The sequence below is a fragment of the Ruminococcus flavefaciens ATCC 19208 genome (genome assembly GCF_000518765.1).
Taxonomy (GTDB): Bacteria; Bacillota; Clostridia; order Oscillospirales; family Ruminococcaceae; genus Ruminococcus; species Ruminococcus flavefaciens.
On the sequence record NZ_JAEF01000017.1, the window covers coordinates 16121 to 34545 of the forward strand.

Genomic DNA, 18425 nt, shown 5'->3' on the forward strand with positions numbered 1-18425 from the left:
CACACCCGTTCCCATTCCGAACACGGAAGTTAAGCTCATTCGCGTTGACGATACTTGGCTGGTGACGGCCCGGGAAACTAAATCAGTGCCGACACAAATAAATATCGGAAGCTAAAATCAGCTTCCGATTAATTTATGAGGGCCATTAGCTCAGTTGGTTAGAGCATCCGGCTCATAACCGGACGGTCTGGGGTTCGAGTCCCTAATGGCCCACCAGCGCCGAGCGGGCGCGCAGTTTCGCGGTTCAGGTTTTTGAGCCGCGATTTTTGTTTCAGAAATGTTTTTATTCTTTATAGACAAATTATGCTTTCAAACATATTGGTTTGAAGGCTTTTTTCTTATATTTTATTGATTTATAGAAAAATGTATGTTATAATACTTACATATTAAGATTCGTATAATAACCGTTTTTTAAGGAGTTTATTATGAAAAGGACTGATTATATAAGCTGGGACGAGTATTTTATGGGTATTGCTCTGCTTTCTGCTCAACGCAGTAAGGATAATTCAACACAGGTAGGTGCTTGTATTGTAAATGATCAGCATAAGATCGTTTCTGTTGGTTATAACGGTATGCCTATCGGCTGTGTTGATGATGAGATGCCGTGGGAGCGTGAGGCAGAATCGCCGCTTGATACAAAGTATCCATTTGTCTGCCATGCAGAGCTTAATGCTATCCTTAACAGCAGCTTCGGCAGCCTAAGCGGCTGTACGCTTTATGTTACCCTTTATCCTTGCAATGAATGTGCAAAGGCAATAATACAGTCGGGTATAAACCGTGTTGTCTATAAGTGCAATAAGTATGCGGATACCGACAGTGTCAAGGCTTCCACTATTCTCTTTGAGAAATGTGGAGTCAAGGTTGAAGAATATAAGTCAAACGGTAAGGATATAGTTCTTTCGGTTTAAGGTGAAAGATATGCAATTGAAACGAATTAACTGCTCGGTGCAGTAAGAGAGGGAACGGCACACCGAGTAAGAATAGTTCCCGTACTGCGCCGATTTTTGATATAATATAAAAAGGAGCAGTTATTATGAATGAATATTTGAAAAATCTTAACAGGATTGAATTTATAGTTACAATGTGCTGCACTGGCAGATGCAAGCATTGCAGTGAAGGAGATCACAGTACAGGTTCTCCGCATATTGATACAGAAGCTGCTGTTCAGGCAGTTAAAGATGTTTGCAGCAGGTATGATATTAAGTCTTTGATGACTTTCGGCGGTGAGCCTCTGCTTTATCCCGAAACTGTTGCTGAAATACACAGGACTGCCTTTGAAATGGGGATCCCACAGCGCGATATCATTACTAACGGATTTTTCAGCAAGGATAAGAACAGGATACATGAGGTTGCTATGATACTGCATGAGAGCCGTGTTGAACGTGTTATGCTCTCTGTGGACGCTTTTCATCAGGAAACTATCCCTCTTGAGCCTGTGGAGTTCTTTGCTGACAGCCTGAAATCAGCAGGTGTATATGTTGAAATAAGTCCTGCATGGCTCGTAAGCGAAAGTGACGACAATCCGTATAATCTCAAAACTGTATCGCTCATTGGCAGATTCGCTGATAAAGGCTTTGATATAGGCAGAGGCAATGTTATTTTTCCTCAGGGAAGTGCTTTGAAAAATTTGAGCGAGTATTTCCTTAACGGTGATGCTCCTCAAAATCCCTATGAAGAATCACCGTTTGATATCCACTCTCTTTGTATCGGCTGTGACGGAAGTGCGCTGAACGGAAATATTTACCATAAGAACGTACTACAGTTGGTAGAGGAGTATTCTCCCGTATAAAAAAATTACCGCAGCACCTGCTGCGGTTTTTTTACTCTTTCGGATTGCGGGAGAGTTTTTTCTTTTTCTTTTCCTTATACATCTGCTTGTCGGCTTCTGTAACAAAGTAGAAGATATCCTTTCCCTCTTTAGGTGTTGCGATTATAAATCCTGTACTTACACTGAGTGCAAACGGATTTACACCACTCTTATTTATTTTTTCAATATTTGCGTTTATTTTTTTAGTGAGCTTGTTTGCATCTTCCTTATTATAATCAGCTCCGAAGACTATGAACTCATCACCGCCGAAACGGCAGAATACTTCATTGCTGCATGATTCTCTCAGAACATTGGCAATATGACAAATAGCCTGATCGCCTGTGTTATGACCGTAGGTGTCGTTTATTTCTTTAAGTCCGTCAAGGTCGATGAACATAAGCATAATATCAAGATGATTTTCCGTACACTTCTCATATAGAGCAGATGTTTCAAGAACGAAGCCGTTTCTGTTGTATACTCCCGAAAAGGTATCAAGTGTATATAGCTTGCCGAGTCTGTCAACAGCGTATTCAAGGCACATCAGCTTTCTTATATTTTCAAGGGAGTTGGATATACTGATACAGAATGACTGGAACATTATATTCTGAAGAGCGAGTTTTGTGCTACGTATAACCATATATCCCAGACATCTTTCACCAAAGTGAATCGGAGTTACGAAGTAGAGTTTTCCCTTATCATCTGTTTTGATATCGGGAGGGATTATATCCTTTGCCCTTATCTTACCGCAGTCAATAAACTCGCCGTTGACGTAGGCAATATTTACGATAACTTCATCGGTGTAGGTTATAGGCACTTTTTCAGCTGTTTTTTCCGTATTTGTCGGACTTTCAACAGCTTCTTCGCTGTTCCAGTTATCGCATAGACAGAAATAGAATTCGTCAGGATGTATTTCTATAGCTGTGCGTTTTAATGTAGCAATATACTCATCGAAGGTATTGCAGGCAAGAAGCTGCGTGGAAATGCGGTTTAGTACCGACATATAGGTCTGTATGCTTTCAAAGTTTGAATAGTTCCTGTAATTGAGCTTTTTCAGTTCTGAAAGGTCAGAAAGTGCATTATGACCGCAGCCGCAGCTCTCTGTAAAGCAGGTGGACATATTAAGTATAACACTTCGTTCCTGTGACAGTCCACGCAGATGATTATACAGCATTTTGCAGGCAAGCCTTCCCGAAAGTCCGAGAGGACGTTCAACGGAAGTCAGCTCAACCTGATAATTATGGCTGTTGTAGGTATTGTCAAAGCCGGTAACGGCTATATCGTCGGGAACATTGTATCCGTGAGAAGCAAGGGTGGTTATAGCCGATGCAGCCATAACATCATTTGCACATATTATTGCTTCGGGAAGCTCAGGCAATGTATCAAGGAAATGCTCAACAGCAAGCTTTCCTGTGGGAGCACGGAAATCGCCGTAATATATAGCATCCTCAGTGAGTGTAAGTCTGTTTTCCTCAAGGACAGTTGAAAAACCCGCAAGTCTGTCCGAGCTTTCGGTATTGCCGGGAGGTCCCGAAATATAAGCAAAGCGCCTGAAACCGTGTATATTTATCATATGCTCGGTTATTTTGCGCATTGCAGTCTTGTTATCTATGCCGATATAATAGAATGAAGGTACATCTTTATCTATGCTTACAGCAGGTATTCCTGCCTTTTTTATTCTTTCAAGGATAATGTTGCCCACAGGCTTATAATAAATTGTATTTGTGAGAAGAATAGCACCGTCGAAATCATTGAAATCAGGGAGACTGAATATATTGAATTCGCCTATGTCATGACGAGCGTTATTCATATCACCGCTGAATGAAGTGAATGCCAGCACGTTGAGACCGAATTCTACAGCAGCAGATGAAATGCCATCAAGAATAGCACTCTGATAGCTCTGACCGATCTCTTCTATGATGACAGCAATTCTGTAACCACTCATCGTTATCCCCTTTCTGTCAAAAGTCTCCAAAAACTAACCATAGATATATTTTACTATATTTTTTGAAAAAAATCAATATAATTTTATTATAATATTCATTATTGATATTCACTTTTTATTAATATCAGTCTACTGGCAGTAAAAAAATAGTAAAATCATACAAAAATTTAAAAAAGACGAAAAGACGAAAAAAAGCTGTAATTTTGGGATAATTTATCGGAATTGCCGAAAATTGAACGGTATATTGACAAATCTCAAAAAAATGGTATACTAAATTGTAGGGGATAACGTCATTAAATGGCTTATCAAAATAATCTGACACCGTGCAGCAGGCGCGGAAAGATATCTGCGGAGGAAATTTATGAATATCTGGCACAAGATCAGTCCGAAAAGGATAACTCCCGAAGATTTTATTGCTGTGATAGAGATCGGAAAGGGCAGCAAGATCAAGTATGAGCTTGACAAGGAAACAGGTCTTATAAAAATGGACCGTATCCTTTATACCTCGACCCATTATCCTGCAAACTACGGATTTATCCCAAGGACTTATTCGGACGATAACGACCCGCTCGACGTTCTGGTTCTTTGCTCTGAACAGCTTATGCCTCTTACTCTTGTAAGATGCTATCCTATCGGAGTTATCAGAATGCTTGATAACGGCCACCGCGATGACAAGATCATTGCTATACCGTTTGAGGATCCGAATTATAATATGTATAAGGATATCGAAGAGCTTCCACAGCACATTTTTGATGAAATGACACATTTTTTCACAGTTTACAAGGAACTTGAAAACAAAACAACAGCCGTTAACGAGGTCGATCATGCAGATGTTGCAAAAACTATCATAAGCGGGGATATTGAACGCTATATCGAGAACTTCTGTAAATAATGCATGGTTTTGACCGAAAATGACTAAATGCGAAAGGAGATCACACGTTTTCTGCGTGTGAAAAAAGGTTTTATGACAGCTTCAAGTGAAATTTTATTCGGCAGTGATTCAAATGTTGCCCCTATTGGCATCATCGCAATGAACAGCGTTACCGAGCTTGGAAAAAAGATCGACGATTATCTTGTTGACTGGGCAGGCAAGGGCGGTATCAATGTTGATTCATTCCTCGTTGAGAGCGAGTGCCCTCGTTTTTCATCGGGCGACGGAAAGGGTCTCATCAAATCAACTATCCGCGGCAAGGATCTCTTCATCATTATTGATGTAGGTAACTACAGCATCAAGTACGACTACTTTGGAATGCAGAATGCAATGTCACCTGACGATCATTTTCAGGATCTTAAAAGAATAATTCAGGCTGCAAGCGGTAAGGCTCACCGCATAACTGTCATTATGCCTACTCTCTACGGCGGCCGTCAGCACAGAAGAAGCTATCGTGAATCTCTTGACTGTGCCTGCGCTCTTCAGGAGCTTGAGGCAATGGGCGTATCAAATATCGTAACATTCGATGCTCACGACCCGAGAGTACAGAACGCTATCCCGCTCATGGGATTTGATAACGTTATGCCGACTTATCAGGTACTCAAGGCTATGCTCAAGGATATCAAGGATATTAGTTTCAGCAAGGACAAGTTCATGGTAGTAAGCCCTGATGAAGGTGCTCTTAACAGAAATATGTACTATGCATCAGTTCTCGGCGTTGAGATGGGTATGTTCTACAAGAGAAGAGACTACTCCACTATCGTAAACGGACGCAATCCTATAGTTGCTCACGAATACCTCGGAAACCCTGTTGAGGGCAAGGACGTATTCGTATCAGATGATATAATCTCGTCAGGCGAGTCTATGCTTGATGTTGCTTCTGCTCTCAAGGAAAAGAAGGCAGGCAGATTCTTCGCTTATGCTACTTATGCTATCTTCACAAACGGTCTTGAAAAGTTCGACAAGGCTTATGAGGACGGCATCATCGACGGTGTATTCGGTACAAACCTTACTTACAGAACACCTGAGCTTCTCAGCAGACCTTGGTTCCATGAGGTCGATGTATCAAAGTATATCGCATATTTCATTGAAGCTATCAATCACGATGTTTCTATCAGCAAGATCATTGATCCGCATACAAAGATAGAGACTCTCCTTAAGAAATACGGCATGAAATAAATATTTAACTGATAAGGCATTGTTAACAAACAATGCCTTATTTATTTGTGAAATTTATGTGAAGTCGCTGTGAAAAAATAACAATCGAATTGACAATTATTCGTCAAAGTGCTATAATGATGTTAGTAAATTTTAATTTACATGAGGGATTTAAAGCTAAAAATAATAACGAAGGGGAGATTAAATGTTACAACTCAAAGACATAGTGAAAAAGTACGGCGTTGGGGATAACGTCGTAAATGCTCTCAACGGGGTAAGCGTTACTTTCAGAGAGAGCGAATTTGTAGCTATACTCGGTCATTCGGGCTGCGGTAAAACTACGCTTCTTAACATTATAGGCGGACTTGACCACTATACATCAGGTGATCTCATCATCAATGGCGTCTCAACAAAGGAATACAAGGACAGAGACTGGGACGCTTACAGAAACCATTCTATCGGTTTTATTTTCCAGAGCTATAATCTTATACCGCACCAGACTGTTTTGTCTAATGTTGAGCTTGCGCTGACTATCTCGGGCGTATCCAAATCAGAACGCCGCAAACGTGCGAAAGAAGCTCTCGAAAAGGTAGGTCTGGGGGATCAGATACATAAGAAGCCTAATCAGATGTCAGGTGGACAGATGCAGCGTGTTGCAATTGCCCGTGCACTTATAAACGATCCTGATATACTCCTTGCAGATGAGCCGACAGGTGCTCTTGATTCGGAAACTTCCATACAGGTAATGGAACTTCTCAAAGAGATAGCAAAGGATAAACTGGTCATCATGGTAACTCATAATCCTGAGCTTGCAGATCAGTACGCTACACGTATAATCAGGATAAAGGACGGTAAGCTCACAGGTGACAGTGATCCATTTGAGGTTAAAAAAGCTAAAAAGTCAAAGGATAAGAAAGCTGATAAAAAGTCAGGCAAGGAGAATAAAAAGAGAGTTTCAATGTCCTTTGGTACTGCGGTATCTCTTTCCCTCAATAATTTACTCACCAAAAAGGGAAGGACTCTGCTGACAGCCTTTGCAGGTTCTATCGGTATAATCGGTATTGCTCTTATCCTTTCTCTTGCAACGGGTATCAATGAATATATCGACAATATACAGGAGGAGACACTTTCTTCCTATCCTCTTGAGATAATGCGTGAGAATACCGATACATCAGGAATGATATCGGCTCTTATGAAAAATCAGGAGGAGTACGAAGCACGTACCTTTGAAGCTGACAAGGTGTACTCAAATACTCAGGTCTATGATATGTTTAATTCCTTCAATGCCTCTGCAAAGCAGATAAACAATATGAAGGATTTCAAGAAATTTATTGAAACTGACAGTGTAATTGCAGAAAAAACAACTGCCATCGGATATTCCTATGATGTAAAGATGCCTATATTCACACAGTCTCCATCAGGTGAGATCGTAAAGGTAGACTTTATGGATATGTACAACAAGGCTATGGGAATGGGCGATTCGGACATTATGGCTGCTTCCATGAACAATCCTATGGCTGATATGGAGATGCAGGCATTCGGTCTCAATATCATGGAAGAACTGCTCCCGGGTGAAAAAGGCGAGCCTGTAAACGATATAGTCAAGGAGCAGTATGATGTCGTAAACGGCAGATGGCCGGAGAATTACGATGAGGTGGTCGTAGTTCTCACCAGAAACAATGAACTTCCCGATATCATGGTCTACCCTATGGGCTTGAAGGATAAGGAAGGCTTTAACGAAAAGCTGAAAGCTGTTATGAGCAATCAGGAGATCAAGGACTACGGTAAGACCGAGTGGAGTCTTGACGAGATAACAGGGAAGAAGTTCAAGATGATACTTCCATGCGAGTATTATCAGAAGGATATCACAGGAAAGGGCTTCAACGATATCTCAGCTACTGAGACAGGTCTTGAATATCTGTTCAATGCAGATGATATAGGAACAGAGATCAAGATAGTCGGTTTCATACAGCCGAAGGAAGATGTAAAGGCTCCTATGCTCAGCGGTTATCTGTGCTATACATCTCAGCTTACGGAATACGTTATAAACAAGACCAATGACAGCGACATTGTTAAGAAACAGGTCGAAGATAAGGAAAACGACATTATCACGGGCACAAAATTCATGTCTGATGATTATATTGAGCCTACTATCAAGGAGAAAGTCGAAACTGTCAAGGAATTCATCAAGAATGCCGATACAGATACAAAGGCTGACATCTACCGCCTTGTTATATCACAGCCTGACCCTGCACAGGCAGATGCTCAGGTAGAAGCTGCTATGAAGGATTTTGACCGTCAGCAGTTCTTAGATCAGATCACTCAGATGTATTCATCTGAGCTTGGTGTTGATGCAGAGCAGGTAAAATCATTTGTTCAGGCTATGAGCGATGAAGAGCTAAAAGGCTATGCTGAGCAGGCTATCAGAGAGCAGATAGCACAGCAGTACGCTCAGATGGCTCAGGAACAGCTCGGTTCGCTTACAAATGCAGAGCTTGCAAAGCTGCTTGATTCAACTCCTGTAAGCGATGAGAATTATGCTGTTGTATTTGAGAAGTATACTCCCGAGGAGATATCAAAATCAACATACGATGACAACCTGAAGCTTCTGGGTGTTGCAGACGAGTCTGACCCGTCACGTATAAGACTCTTTGCAAAGAGCTTTGAGGACAAGGACGATATATCAGATGCTATAAAGCGATATAACGAGGGCGTAAAGGAGTCTGACGTTATACATTATACCGATGTTGTCGCACTTCTTATGTCATCAATTACAGGCATTATAAGCGGTATATCATATCTTCTTATTGCCTTTGTCGGAATATCACTTGTGGTTTCTTCAATAATGATAGGAATCATCACATATATATCTGTTCTTGAACGTACAAGAGAGATAGGTATTCTCCGTGCAATAGGTGCTTCAAAGCATAATGTCCGCACGGTATTCAATGCAGAAACGCTGCTTGTGGGACTTGCGGCAGGTCTTATAGGTATAGGAGTGTCGGTGCTTCTGACCATACCTATAAACGCTATCATACATCATGTAACAAGTCTTGATACGCTTCGCGCTCACGTTCCTGTTGTGGGTGCTGTGATACTTGTTGTTATCAGTATGCTACTTACACTTATTGCAGGACTTATCCCGTCAGGCGTTGCAGCAAGAAAAGATCCTGTTGAAGCGCTCAGAACAGAATAATACAGGCATATCAGTTTTTTGAGTTAAGAGAAAAAGTCAGATAATGACATAATATTTGTAATTTGATCCGAAATGTTGTAAAACGGGTTCACCGTAACCTCCTTTGAAATTTTAGTTTGTGTTGCAGACATGAACTATTATAACAAAGGGGGTTATTTTTCTGAGCATTGCTAAAGCTTACCGGAATCTCATTAATATAATGAACTGTGAGTAATATAAGGCTGAGGAAGAAAATGCAAAATTATTTTGAGATCATTTGCTTGATATGAGCAGTTTTTTCAGAAATATTTGCAAAACCATTGACTTTTACCAAAAAAAGCGTTATAATAACATAGTATAGCAATGATGGGAATGACTGTAGCATATGCGGTGCAGAGAGAAAGCGGTGGGTGCGAGCTTTTACGCATAATACAGGTGCTACCCCTGAGCTACTCTGAGAAATCGGGGCGTATTTCTGCGTTAAGGATATTGAGGAAAGGACTTCGTTCCTTTTGAATTTGGGTGGTACCACGAAAGCCTTCGTCCCATTTATGGCGGCGGGGCTCTTTTTGTTTTAATTCGGAAATACGGATTAAAGTGTAACAGTGTCCTTGATGTGTGATGTTGATTGATTATGCATTACACATTATGAATTATGAATTAATTAAAAGGAGATCATTTTTATGCAGTGGACAGGTCTTAACGATCTACGTGAAAAGTATTTATCTTTCTTTGAGAGCAAGAACCATACAAGAATGGCAAGTGCTTCTCTTGTACCTCAGGGCGACAAGAGCCTTCTTCTTATCAATTCGGGTATGGCTCCTCTTAAAAAATTCTTCCTCGGACAGGCTACTCCTCCGAACAAGAGAGTTACTACCTGTCAGAAATGTATAAGAACTCCAGATATCGAAAGTGTTGGCAAGACAGCTCGCCACGGTACATATTTTGAGATGCTCGGCAACTTCTCCTTCGGTGATTACTTTAAGACTGAGGCTATCGAGTGGGCTTGGGAATTCCTCACAAAGACTCTTGCTATACCTGCTGAAAAGCTCTGGATAACTATTTTTGAGAGTGATGACGAGGCTGAGCAGATATGGGAAAAGCACATCGGTATCCCTCATGACAGAATTATCCGTCTTGGTAAGAAGGATAACTTCTGGGAACACGGCTCAGGTCCTTGCGGTCCATGTTCAGAGATACACTTTGACCGCGGTGAGGCTTACGGTCCTTTCGAGAGCTTCGAGCAGGCAAGCGACTGCGACAGAGTTATCGAGATATGGAACCTTGTATTCAGCCAGTTCGACAGCGACGGCGAAGGTCACTATGCCGAGATGAAGAGCAAGAACATCGACACAGGTATGGGACTTGAAAGACTTGCTTGCGTAATGCAGGGCGTTGACAATATCTTTGAAGTTGATACTGTTCAGAATATCATGAAGCATATCTCCTCAATTGCAGGTGTTGAGTACAAGAAGGACGCTAAGAAGGACGTTTCTCTTCGTGTTATCACCGATCATATCAGAAGTACTACATTCATGGTTGGTGACGGTATACTTCCTTCAAATGAGGGACGCGGCTACGTTCTTCGCCGTCTCCTCAGAAGAGCTGCACGTCATGGCAGACTTTTGGGCGTTAAGAGACCTTTCCTCACAGAGGTATGTGATACAGTTATAAACGAAAATGCAAATGCTTATCCTGAGCTTGCTGAGAAGCGCGACTACATCAAGAAGATCATCGGTGTTGAGGAAGAAGCTTTTGCAAAGACTATCGACAAGGGTACAGAGCTTCTCAACCAGTTCACAGAAAAGCTTGCTGCCGAGGGCGGTAAAGTCCTCTCAGGCGACGATGCATTCAAGCTTTCAGATACATACGGCTTCCCTATAGACCTTACAGAGGAGATCTGCGAGGAAAAGGGCTATACAGTTGACCGTGACCGCTTCACAGAGCTTGCTAAGGAGCAGAGAGCAAGAGCTAAGGCTGACCATGCCGCTAAGGCAGGTTCTTCATGGGCTGACAACAGCATCAAGGTAGACGCTCCTGCAACTATTTTCACAGGCTATACAGACTTTGAGGCTGAGGACGCAGAGATACTTGCTATCTATAAGGACGGAAATGAAGTTGAGACTGCCGTTGAAGGCGACGATGTTGTTATCGTTCTCAATGTTACTCCTTTCTATGCTGAGAGCGGCGGACAGGTAGGCGACACAGGTATGCTCATCAACGGTGCGAATATCGCTTCTGTTGATGATACTATAAAGTCTGAGGGACACTTTCTCCATATCGCTACTGTTGAGCAGGGAAGCCTCTCAAAGGGCGACAAGGTGCTTGCTCAGATAGAAAAAGACCGCAGAATGGCTATTATGCGTAACCATACTACTGCACATCTTCTTCAGCATGCACTCAGACAGGTACTTGGCGACCATGTTCATCAGGCAGGACAGCTCGTTAACGAAAAGGCTTGTCGTTTTGACTTCAACCACTTCAGTGCAATGACTGAGGAGGAGATAGCAAGAGTCGAGGATATCGTAAATGCTGAGATAATGTCCGCTTTCCCTGTTACTATGCAGGAAATGCCTATTGAAGAGGCAAGAAAGCTGGGGGCTATGGCTCTCTTCGGTGAAAAGTACGGCAATACTGTCCGTGTTGTAACTGCAAACAAGTCAGTTGAATTCTGCGGCGGTACTCATATATCAAATACTTCTCAGATAGGTCTTTTCAAGATAGTTTCCGAAAGCTCTGTTGCAGCTGGCGTAAGACGTATTGAGGCTGTAACAGGTATGAACGTTATCGCTCTTCTCAATGAGTTCAAGAATACTATCATCAAGTCCGCAAAGGCACTCAAGCTTGCTAATGTTACCGAGCTTCCCGAGAAGTGCGCTGCTATGACAGCTGAGGCTAAGGAGAAGGACAAAAAGCTCGAAAGCTTAACTCAGCAGATAGCTAACTCAAAGACAGCTGCTCTCTTTGACAATGCAAAGGAAGTTGGCGGAGTTAAGATAGTTTCTGCAAGAATGGACGGCTCTGCACCTGACGCTCTCAGAAAGCTTGGTGACAGCGTCAAGGACAAGGACGAAGCTATAATCGCTCTCTTTGCAGGTACTATGGGCGAAAAGGGTACATTCTACTGTGTCTGCACAAAGGACGCTGTTGCAAAGGGTGCTAACGCAGGAAAGATCGTCCGTGAGATCGCAGCTGTTACAGGCGGCAAGGGCGGAGGAAAGCCCGATGGCGCTATGGCAGGTGCAGGAGATATCTCCAAGATCGACGAAGCTATGGGCAAATTTGAAGAAGTAGTAAGTGCATCACTTTAATAAAAATATGGGAGCGGGCTTTCCGCTCCGTACATCTTAATACAAAGGAGAAACTAATATGGATTGTTTATTCTGCAAGATAATTGACGGCGAGATACCAAGCACTAAGGTTTATGAGGACGAATTTGTTTTTGCTTTCAAGGACATCGCTCCTATAGCTCCTGTACACTACCTTATAATCCCTAAGGTACATATCTCATGCGCTAACGAGATAACTGAAGAAAATTCAAATGCTGTAGCAAAGGTATTCGAGGCTGCTGCTAAAATAGCTAAGGCTGAGGGCATCGAAAGCTACCGTATTATCAATAACTGCGGTGACGATGCAGGTCAGACTGTCAAGCATCTTCACTTCCATATGCTTGCAGGCGTTAAAATGGGCTGGGGACCTGAGTCCCTCGGCAAGACTGAATAAGGAGAATATATTATGTCAAATACTTATAAAATGACCATGCAGGTCTTGAAAGAGAGCTTCCCATTTGTCCTCTCAATGATAAGATAGATATTGCGGCTTTTGTAATGTTCTCAGATGTTGAGCTTACTATGGCTGTTGCAAGTGAGCTTCTTAAAAAGTCTCCGTATTTTGACGTTATCCTTACTGCTGAATCAAAGGGTATACCGCTTGCTTACGAAATGGCAAGGAACAGCGGAAAGCCTTACGTCGTTGCAAGAAAGTCCGTAAAGCTTTACATGACAGACCCGATTGCAGTTACTGTAAAGTCTATAACTACTGCTGCTGAGCAGACACTTTATCTCTCTCAGGAAAAGGCTGAGATGCTCAAAGACAAGAAGGTACTCATCGTTGATGATGTTATAAGCACAGGTGAGTCTCTTATCGCCCTTGAAAAGCTTGCGACTGAGGCAGGAGGAGATATCACAGGTAAGTCGGCTGTTCTCGCTGAGGGCGATGCTGCTGACAGAAAGGATATCATCTTCCTTGAGAAATTACCTCTCTTCTTTAAATAAGGAATAAAATTATGAAGCGAAAAATGATTGGTGCTGCGGCAGCGTATATGGCGGGATTATTTTTCGCTTCATTTTTTACCAGTCCTGCGCCGCTGATAGTTCTTTCAGTAATGTTAGCTGCTGCACTTGTTATTATTAGAAAGTACGGAGCGCAGAAATCTGACTATATAGTTATAGGCGCCTTTTTTGCTGCGGCTGTATGCGTATTTTCGGCTTATTCTGCCATAAGATACTATCCTGCTGTCTCTATGGACGGTAAAAGCGGCAGCTTTAAAGGCGAAGTTTCAGATGTAGTGCGCTACGACGGCGGAAGTGCCTCTTATATCCTTGATGGAAGGATAAATGATGATATATTCGCAAAGATCAGCTTTTACAGCAGCTCCTGTGAGGCGGACTACGGCGATATCATATCAATTGAAAAGTGTAATTTTTATAAACCTGCAAAGGATTATCTCTTTGACAGTGAAAGATACTTTAAGTCTGACGGCGTTTTTCTAAGTGTGGGGAGTGCCGGGAGTGTAAGCGTTGAAAAACGTGACGGCAGCAAACTAAAGAAGTCGATTTCCATGTACAGAGAAAGCATTATTTTCGATTTTCGCACTGAGCTTGGAAAGGACAGCGGCGACCTGCTTGCAGGTATGGTTTTCGGTGAGAAGCGTGATATGGACGTAAATCTGAAAACGGCTGTATACCGCAGTGGTATCGGTCATATACTGGCAGTTTCCGGACTTCATGTATCGGTAGCGGTATTTGTTCTTATGACGATGCTGAGTTCGCTTCGTGTCAACAGGTATGTCTCTTTTATTGCAATGGAGCTTATTCTCGTTTTCATTACGGCTATGGCTGATTATCCTGTTTCTGCTGTGAGAGCTGCCATAATGATGAACTTCATGTATGCGGCAAGGCTTTTCAGACGGCAGAACGATACCTTCAATTCGCTGGCAGGAGCGGTACTGCTCATATGCCTTTTTCAGCCCTATGCAGTCTATGATGAAGGCTTTATCTTGTCAGTTGCAGGTACCTTCGGTATAGGAGTTTTTGCACAGTATATGACCAAGGATATGTCGAAGGAAACGACCATACAAAAGCTGATAAAAAGCTTTGCGGTGATGCTTTGCACTACTGTGTGCGTATTTCCGTTTTCAGTGCTGTTCTTTGATGAGACATCGCTTATTGCTCCGCTCAGCAATATAATTGTAGTGCCGCTGTGTTCACTGTCAATGGTTATCGGACTTGTTTACGCGCTGACAGGCGGTGTATTTGATCTGCTGCCTGTTTCAAAGATGATAAATGATGTTATACTGAACGTCTCTGACAGGCTGGCTTATATAAGATGGACACATTTTTCCTGCGACAGTAAAGCTATTGTAAGCGGTTTACTTATATGTACGTTTATGATTGTAGTTGCAGCTGCTTTGTTCCGCAGCAGGAGATTTATCAGTGTATGTATTTCTTTGTCAATTGCAGTTATGTTTATAGGCTCGGGAGTTCTGCGTATAATGAAGAATTCCGTTCTTACCGTTGCTGTTCTCGGAAAGGGCAATAACGTTGCTGTTGTTGTATGCAGGGACGGCTGCGCTGATATCATAGACCTCAGCGGTAATTACCGCTCGGCAGCTTATGTGAGAAAATACCTGATTAGAAATGGTATTTCCACAGCTGACAATACTGTGCTAACGGCAAAGGTGCAGTCGGCTTATGCTGCATATGATACTGAGCTTGAATATACTAAGGTTAAAAATTGGCTTATATTCAGTGATACTGATATAGCAGGCATATCGAAGGATAATTTGGTGTATTTCTATGATAAAGAGCTTCTGATATCGCATGATGACTTTTGTATCAGGTATGGCGATGGTATCCTTACTGTAGGTGATGAAAACAGTGATATAGCTTTTGCAAAATATTCTGATATAATTGAGGCTGACGGTGATATTAAGGTGTGCTGGGGAAAAGCATCAAAGGACGCAGACAGAAATATTGATAATATGATATTTCTTGATGATAAAAACAATTTTGAGATAGTGCTGTCGGGTAAGGGCAGCTGTAAAATAAGGAGACTCTGATGCCACAGACTGACTTAAAAACAATAAAGGCTCAGCTTAGAAACGGTGAGCTGAAAAATCTGTACTATATTTTCGGAAAAAATATTCCCGAAGTGGAAAAGCTTACAAAGCTGATAATCAAAGCTGCGGTAGGGGATAATGAGGAGTTTGCACTCAATAAGCTGGACGGCAGATATCTCGATACCTCAGAGCTTTACGATATGGTACAGATGATGCCTATGATGTCTGAATATAACTGTATACTCATTAATGACTATAACTGCGAAAAGCCCCGTGAAAACATGGCCGGACTCCGAAGTGACGATCTCAATAAAAAGCTTATAGAGGTACTGAAGGATATACCGTCTCAGACTGTAGTCATATTCAATGTTACCGGCTTTGAGATAGCTGTAAAAACTGATTATAAAACAGGCAGGAGCACTATCAAGGATAAGAACAAGAAGCTTGCAGACCTTGCCGAAAAGGTCGGTGAGCTTGTTGAGTGTCCTATAAAAAGCGAAAATGAGCTTGCAAAGGATATTGCTGCAAGCGTATCCGCAAGAGGTAGCCTTATATCCCTTGATAATGCTCGTGAGCTTGCTGTTATGTGTCAGTCCGACACACTTACCATAAAAAATGAGATAGACAAGCTCTGTTCTTATGCAGGCAGCGGCGAGATAACTGCTGATATTATCCATAACCTCGTTCACAGGCAGAGTGATGTTACCTTTTTCAAGCTGGCGGACGCTGTTTCTGCTTTCAATAAAAGAGCAGCTTTTGAGGCTCTTGATGAACTGATGCAGGACAGGGACAACAGAGGTGCTGTACTGGCGAATATCACTGCTTCGTTCATTGATATGTACCGCGCTTCATGTGCAAGGAAATGCGGAAAACAGGTCAGCGATGTGAAAGCGGATTTCGCTTATGTATGGGAATTCAAGGTAAAGAATGCTTTCCGTGACAGCTCGAAAATGAGCATACGAAGGCTGAGAGACTGCATCAGGATACTGAGGGATACCAATATCACTCTTAACTCAGGGGGATGTGACGAGAAAACTGTGCTTGAACAGACTGTTACTAAAATGCTTATGACTAAAAATTAGCGGAGGTCTTATGATTAAGTTAGATGAAGCCATTATTGTGGAGGGTAAATACGATAAGATAAAGCTTTCGTCAATTGTTGACGCGGTTATCATCGTTACCAACGGCTTCGGTATTTTCAAGGATACGGAAAAGCTTGAGCTTATCCGCTATTATGCAAGTAAAACAGGTATTATCATACTTACGGATTCAGATGCGGCAGGGCGTAAGATACGCGGCTATATCAAAGGTGCTGTTGGCAGCGGCAGGATAACCAATGTGTATATCCCAGATGTTTTCGGCAAGGAAAAACGCAAGACAAAGCCTTCCGCTGAGGGAAAGCTTGGCGTTGAGGGAATAGATGTGGAAACACTTACGGAGGCTTTCAGGAAAGCAGGTATTACTGCTTCCGAAAAGAGCACACGTTCTGATATTACTAAGCTTACGCTTTATGAGCTGGGACTCAGCGGCGGTTCAAACAGCAGTATGTTACGTGAGAAGCTTCAGGTGAGTCTCGGTCTGCCGAGACAGCTTTCCGCAGGCGCTCTTGTGGAGGTTCTCTGTACCATGATGGACAGCAGAGAGCTTGAGGAGCTGACAGAGAAGATAAAGGAGGAAAACAATGGTATATAGCAGTCTGCTGTTTATATACGGGTTTCTGCCCGCTGCTCTGCTGCTCTATTATCTGACACCAAAAAGATTCAGAGAAGCAGTAATGCTCGCAGAGAGCATGGCGTTCTGCTGCTTTGTAAGTCTGTATTTCCTTTTCTTTATAACAGCCTATTCCGTTGTGAATTACCTGTTCGGTCATATGACAGGCAGGCTGAGAAAAAACGAAAAGCTTGCAGCTGTACCTCTTACATTGGGTATCATTTTTGACCTGATAATGATATTTGGATTCAGGACAAAGTATTTTGCATGGCTGCATGATATCCTGCACGCTCCGGAAAGCTTCTATCCTGTGGGTATATCATTTTTTACACTTGCTGCCATCGGTACGCTGATAGATATTTATAAAGGCAGGATAAAGGCTGAAAAAAGCTTTATAAGATATGCTCTGTATATAATGTTCTTTCCGAGACTTATTATGGGACCGATCCTCAGGTACGGCGTGTTCAAAAAGGTGCTTGACAGCCGAAGGGAAAGCCTCAGCAATATAGGTGTGGGTATGTCGCTTTTTATAAAGGGGCTTACCAAAAAGGTGATTGCTGCGGATAATCTCTATATGTTGTACACCGCAACACGAAGCAGCGACGTTGACAGTATATCGGCAGCAACTGCATGGCTGGGGATTACGGCTTATCTTTTCTGTCTGTATTTCACTCTCTCGGGATTTGCTGATATGGGTACAGGTGTTGCTTACTGTTTCGGACTGAAATTACCACAGAGCTTCAACTATCCGCTGTTAAGCACAAGGATAAAGTATTTTGCTGCCCGCTGGCAGTCTCAGGTAACACAGTGGCTGAGAAGGTATGTCACGAAGCCTGTATATGTGGTGTGTTCTGAAAAATGGCTCAGAGAGGCAGTCGCTGTTTGTGGCTGGACGATCTTCGGATTCTGGTATACCGTTTCGCCAAATGGTGCAATATGGGGTATGCTGATGGGCATTGCCCTTACCGCAGAAAACTATATCCTTCCGAAGAAGATAATGAATTTTACCGGTATAGTTTACACGTTCTTTGCCGTAATTCTCTGCACGGTATTTCTGTCAGGGGACAGTCTTGCATTTTCTGTTAAATACCTGTTTGCAATGATAGGCGGAAACGGTGTACTTGCGGATACTCAGTTCTTTTATCTTGTAAAGTCATATATTGTGCTTCTGCTTATTACTATGTATGCATCCACAAGTCTTTTCAGGAATATGATGATACGTTCCGGAAAAGCAAGGATAAAGACGGCTATTGCTGTTGCTTCACCTTTTATCGCAGCTGCTGCGCTTATCATATGTACTGCTCTTATCTCATACAGCGGAAGTTCGGATATGCTTCTTATTAATTTGTAAGGAGGGGTAAA

The 18425-nt window shown here is 42.4% G+C and carries 13 protein-coding genes, 1 tRNA gene, 1 rRNA gene and 1 other annotated feature (1 of these 16 cut by a window edge); of the genes, 14 read left to right on the plus strand and 1 reads right to left on the minus strand.

What is annotated here, in order from left to right; all coding sequences use genetic code 11:
- From rrf to L870_RS0105320, 4 genes are all read left to right on the plus strand, one after another.
- Positions 1-94 (plus strand): 5S ribosomal RNA (gene rrf, locus L870_RS0105305) (it extends 23 nt beyond the left edge of the window).
- A gap of 45 nt (positions 95-139) precedes the next feature.
- Positions 140-216 (plus strand) — tRNA-Ile (locus L870_RS0105310).
- Positions 217-425: 209 nt separating this feature from the next.
- Positions 426-908, plus strand: coding sequence for a deoxycytidylate deaminase (locus tag L870_RS0105315; protein ID WP_028517262.1), 483 nt, complete (start codon positions 426-428; stop codon positions 906-908).
- A gap of 125 nt (positions 909-1033) precedes the next feature.
- On the plus strand, positions 1034-1789 hold the full coding sequence (locus L870_RS0105320; protein ID WP_028517263.1) for a radical SAM protein: 756 nt from the start codon (positions 1034-1036) through the stop codon (positions 1787-1789).
- 31 nt (positions 1790-1820) lie between these two features.
- Here the strand turns inward: L870_RS0105320 and L870_RS0105325 are convergent, their stop codons facing one another.
- The gene (locus L870_RS0105325; protein ID WP_080676355.1) at positions 1821-3749 is read right to left on the minus strand and encodes a substrate-binding and GGDEF domain-containing protein; all 1929 of its coding nucleotides are present in this window, start codon (positions 3747-3749) and stop codon (positions 1821-1823) included.
- A 361-nt stretch (positions 3750-4110) separates the two neighbouring features.
- On the opposite strand from L870_RS0105325, the gene L870_RS0105330 reads away from it, so the two are divergent.
- The 10 genes from L870_RS0105330 (at position 4111) to L870_RS0105375 (ending at position 18414) form a co-directional block, all read left to right on the plus strand.
- Positions 4111-4641 carry an inorganic diphosphatase gene (locus L870_RS0105330; RefSeq protein WP_028517265.1) on the plus strand — a complete coding sequence of 177 codons (531 nt, stop codon included), beginning with the start codon at positions 4111-4113 and terminating at the stop codon, positions 4639-4641.
- 72 nt (positions 4642-4713) lie between these two features.
- Positions 4714-5859: a ribose-phosphate pyrophosphokinase gene (locus L870_RS0105335; RefSeq protein WP_028517266.1), complete on the plus strand. Its 1146-nt coding sequence runs from the start codon at positions 4714-4716 to the stop codon at positions 5857-5859.
- 184 nt (positions 5860-6043) lie between these two features.
- On the plus strand, positions 6044-9034 hold the full coding sequence (locus tag L870_RS0105340) for an ATP-binding cassette domain-containing protein (protein ID WP_028517267.1): 2991 nt from the start codon (positions 6044-6046) through the stop codon (positions 9032-9034).
- Between the two features lie 333 nt (positions 9035-9367).
- Positions 9368-9564, plus strand: a binding site (T-box leader).
- A 132-nt stretch (positions 9565-9696) separates the two neighbouring features.
- The gene (gene alaS, locus L870_RS0105345) at positions 9697-12324 is read left to right on the plus strand and encodes an alanine--tRNA ligase (RefSeq protein WP_028517268.1); all 2628 of its coding nucleotides are present in this window, start codon (positions 9697-9699) and stop codon (positions 12322-12324) included.
- 58 nt (positions 12325-12382) lie between these two features.
- Complete coding sequence (locus tag L870_RS0105350; RefSeq protein WP_028514903.1) at positions 12383-12736, plus strand: histidine triad nucleotide-binding protein; 354 nt, start codon at positions 12383-12385, stop codon at positions 12734-12736.
- 62 nt (positions 12737-12798) lie between these two features.
- Positions 12799-13287, plus strand: coding sequence for a phosphoribosyltransferase family protein (locus L870_RS16715; protein WP_051411423.1), 489 nt, complete (start codon positions 12799-12801; stop codon positions 13285-13287).
- A gap of 11 nt (positions 13288-13298) precedes the next feature.
- Entirely contained in the window at positions 13299-15353 is a 2055-nt protein-coding gene (locus tag L870_RS0105360) for a ComEC/Rec2 family competence protein (protein ID WP_028517269.1), read from the plus strand.
- Positions 15353-16435 carry a DNA polymerase III subunit delta gene (holA, locus tag L870_RS0105365; RefSeq protein ID WP_028517270.1) on the plus strand — a complete coding sequence of 361 codons (1083 nt, stop codon included), beginning with the start codon at positions 15353-15355 and terminating at the stop codon, positions 16433-16435. Before L870_RS0105360 ends, holA begins: the two co-directional genes overlap by 1 nt.
- Positions 16436-16445: 10 nt before the next feature.
- Positions 16446-17045, plus strand: coding sequence for a ribonuclease M5 (locus tag L870_RS0105370; RefSeq protein ID WP_028517271.1), 600 nt, complete (start codon positions 16446-16448; stop codon positions 17043-17045).
- Positions 17035-18414, plus strand: coding sequence for an MBOAT family O-acyltransferase (locus tag L870_RS0105375; RefSeq protein ID WP_028517272.1), 1380 nt, complete (start codon positions 17035-17037; stop codon positions 18412-18414). The genes L870_RS0105370 and L870_RS0105375 overlap by 11 nt, the downstream gene beginning before the upstream one ends.
- Positions 18415-18425 lie beyond the last annotated feature (11 nt).

Excerpts from the sequence above, each read along its gene's own strand:
- L870_RS0105330 (WP_028517265.1), top strand. The coding sequence starts at position 4,111 with ATGAATATCTGGCACAAGATCAGTCCGAAAAGGATAACTCCCGAAGAT.
- L870_RS0105350 (WP_028514903.1), top strand. The coding sequence starts at position 12,383 with ATGGATTGTTTATTCTGCAAGATAATTGACGGCGAGATACCAAGCACT.
- L870_RS0105375 (WP_028517272.1), top strand. The coding sequence starts at position 17,035 with ATGGTATATAGCAGTCTGCTGTTTATATACGGGTTTCTGCCCGCTGCT.
- L870_RS0105360 (WP_028517269.1), top strand. The coding sequence starts at position 13,299 with ATGAAGCGAAAAATGATTGGTGCTGCGGCAGCGTATATGGCGGGATTA.
- L870_RS0105315 (WP_028517262.1), top strand. The coding sequence starts at position 426 with ATGAAAAGGACTGATTATATAAGCTGGGACGAGTATTTTATGGGTATT.
- L870_RS0105320 (WP_028517263.1), top strand. The coding sequence starts at position 1,034 with ATGAATGAATATTTGAAAAATCTTAACAGGATTGAATTTATAGTTACA.
- alaS (WP_028517268.1), top strand. The coding sequence starts at position 9,697 with ATGCAGTGGACAGGTCTTAACGATCTACGTGAAAAGTATTTATCTTTC.
- L870_RS0105340 (WP_028517267.1), top strand. The coding sequence starts at position 6,044 with ATGTTACAACTCAAAGACATAGTGAAAAAGTACGGCGTTGGGGATAAC.
- holA (WP_028517270.1), top strand. The coding sequence starts at position 15,353 with ATGCCACAGACTGACTTAAAAACAATAAAGGCTCAGCTTAGAAACGGT.
- L870_RS0105325 (WP_080676355.1), bottom strand. The coding sequence starts at position 3,749 with ATGAGTGGTTACAGAATTGCTGTCATCATAGAAGAGATCGGTCAGAGC.
- L870_RS0105335 (WP_028517266.1), top strand. The coding sequence starts at position 4,714 with ATGACAGCTTCAAGTGAAATTTTATTCGGCAGTGATTCAAATGTTGCC.
- L870_RS0105370 (WP_028517271.1), top strand. The coding sequence starts at position 16,446 with ATGATTAAGTTAGATGAAGCCATTATTGTGGAGGGTAAATACGATAAG.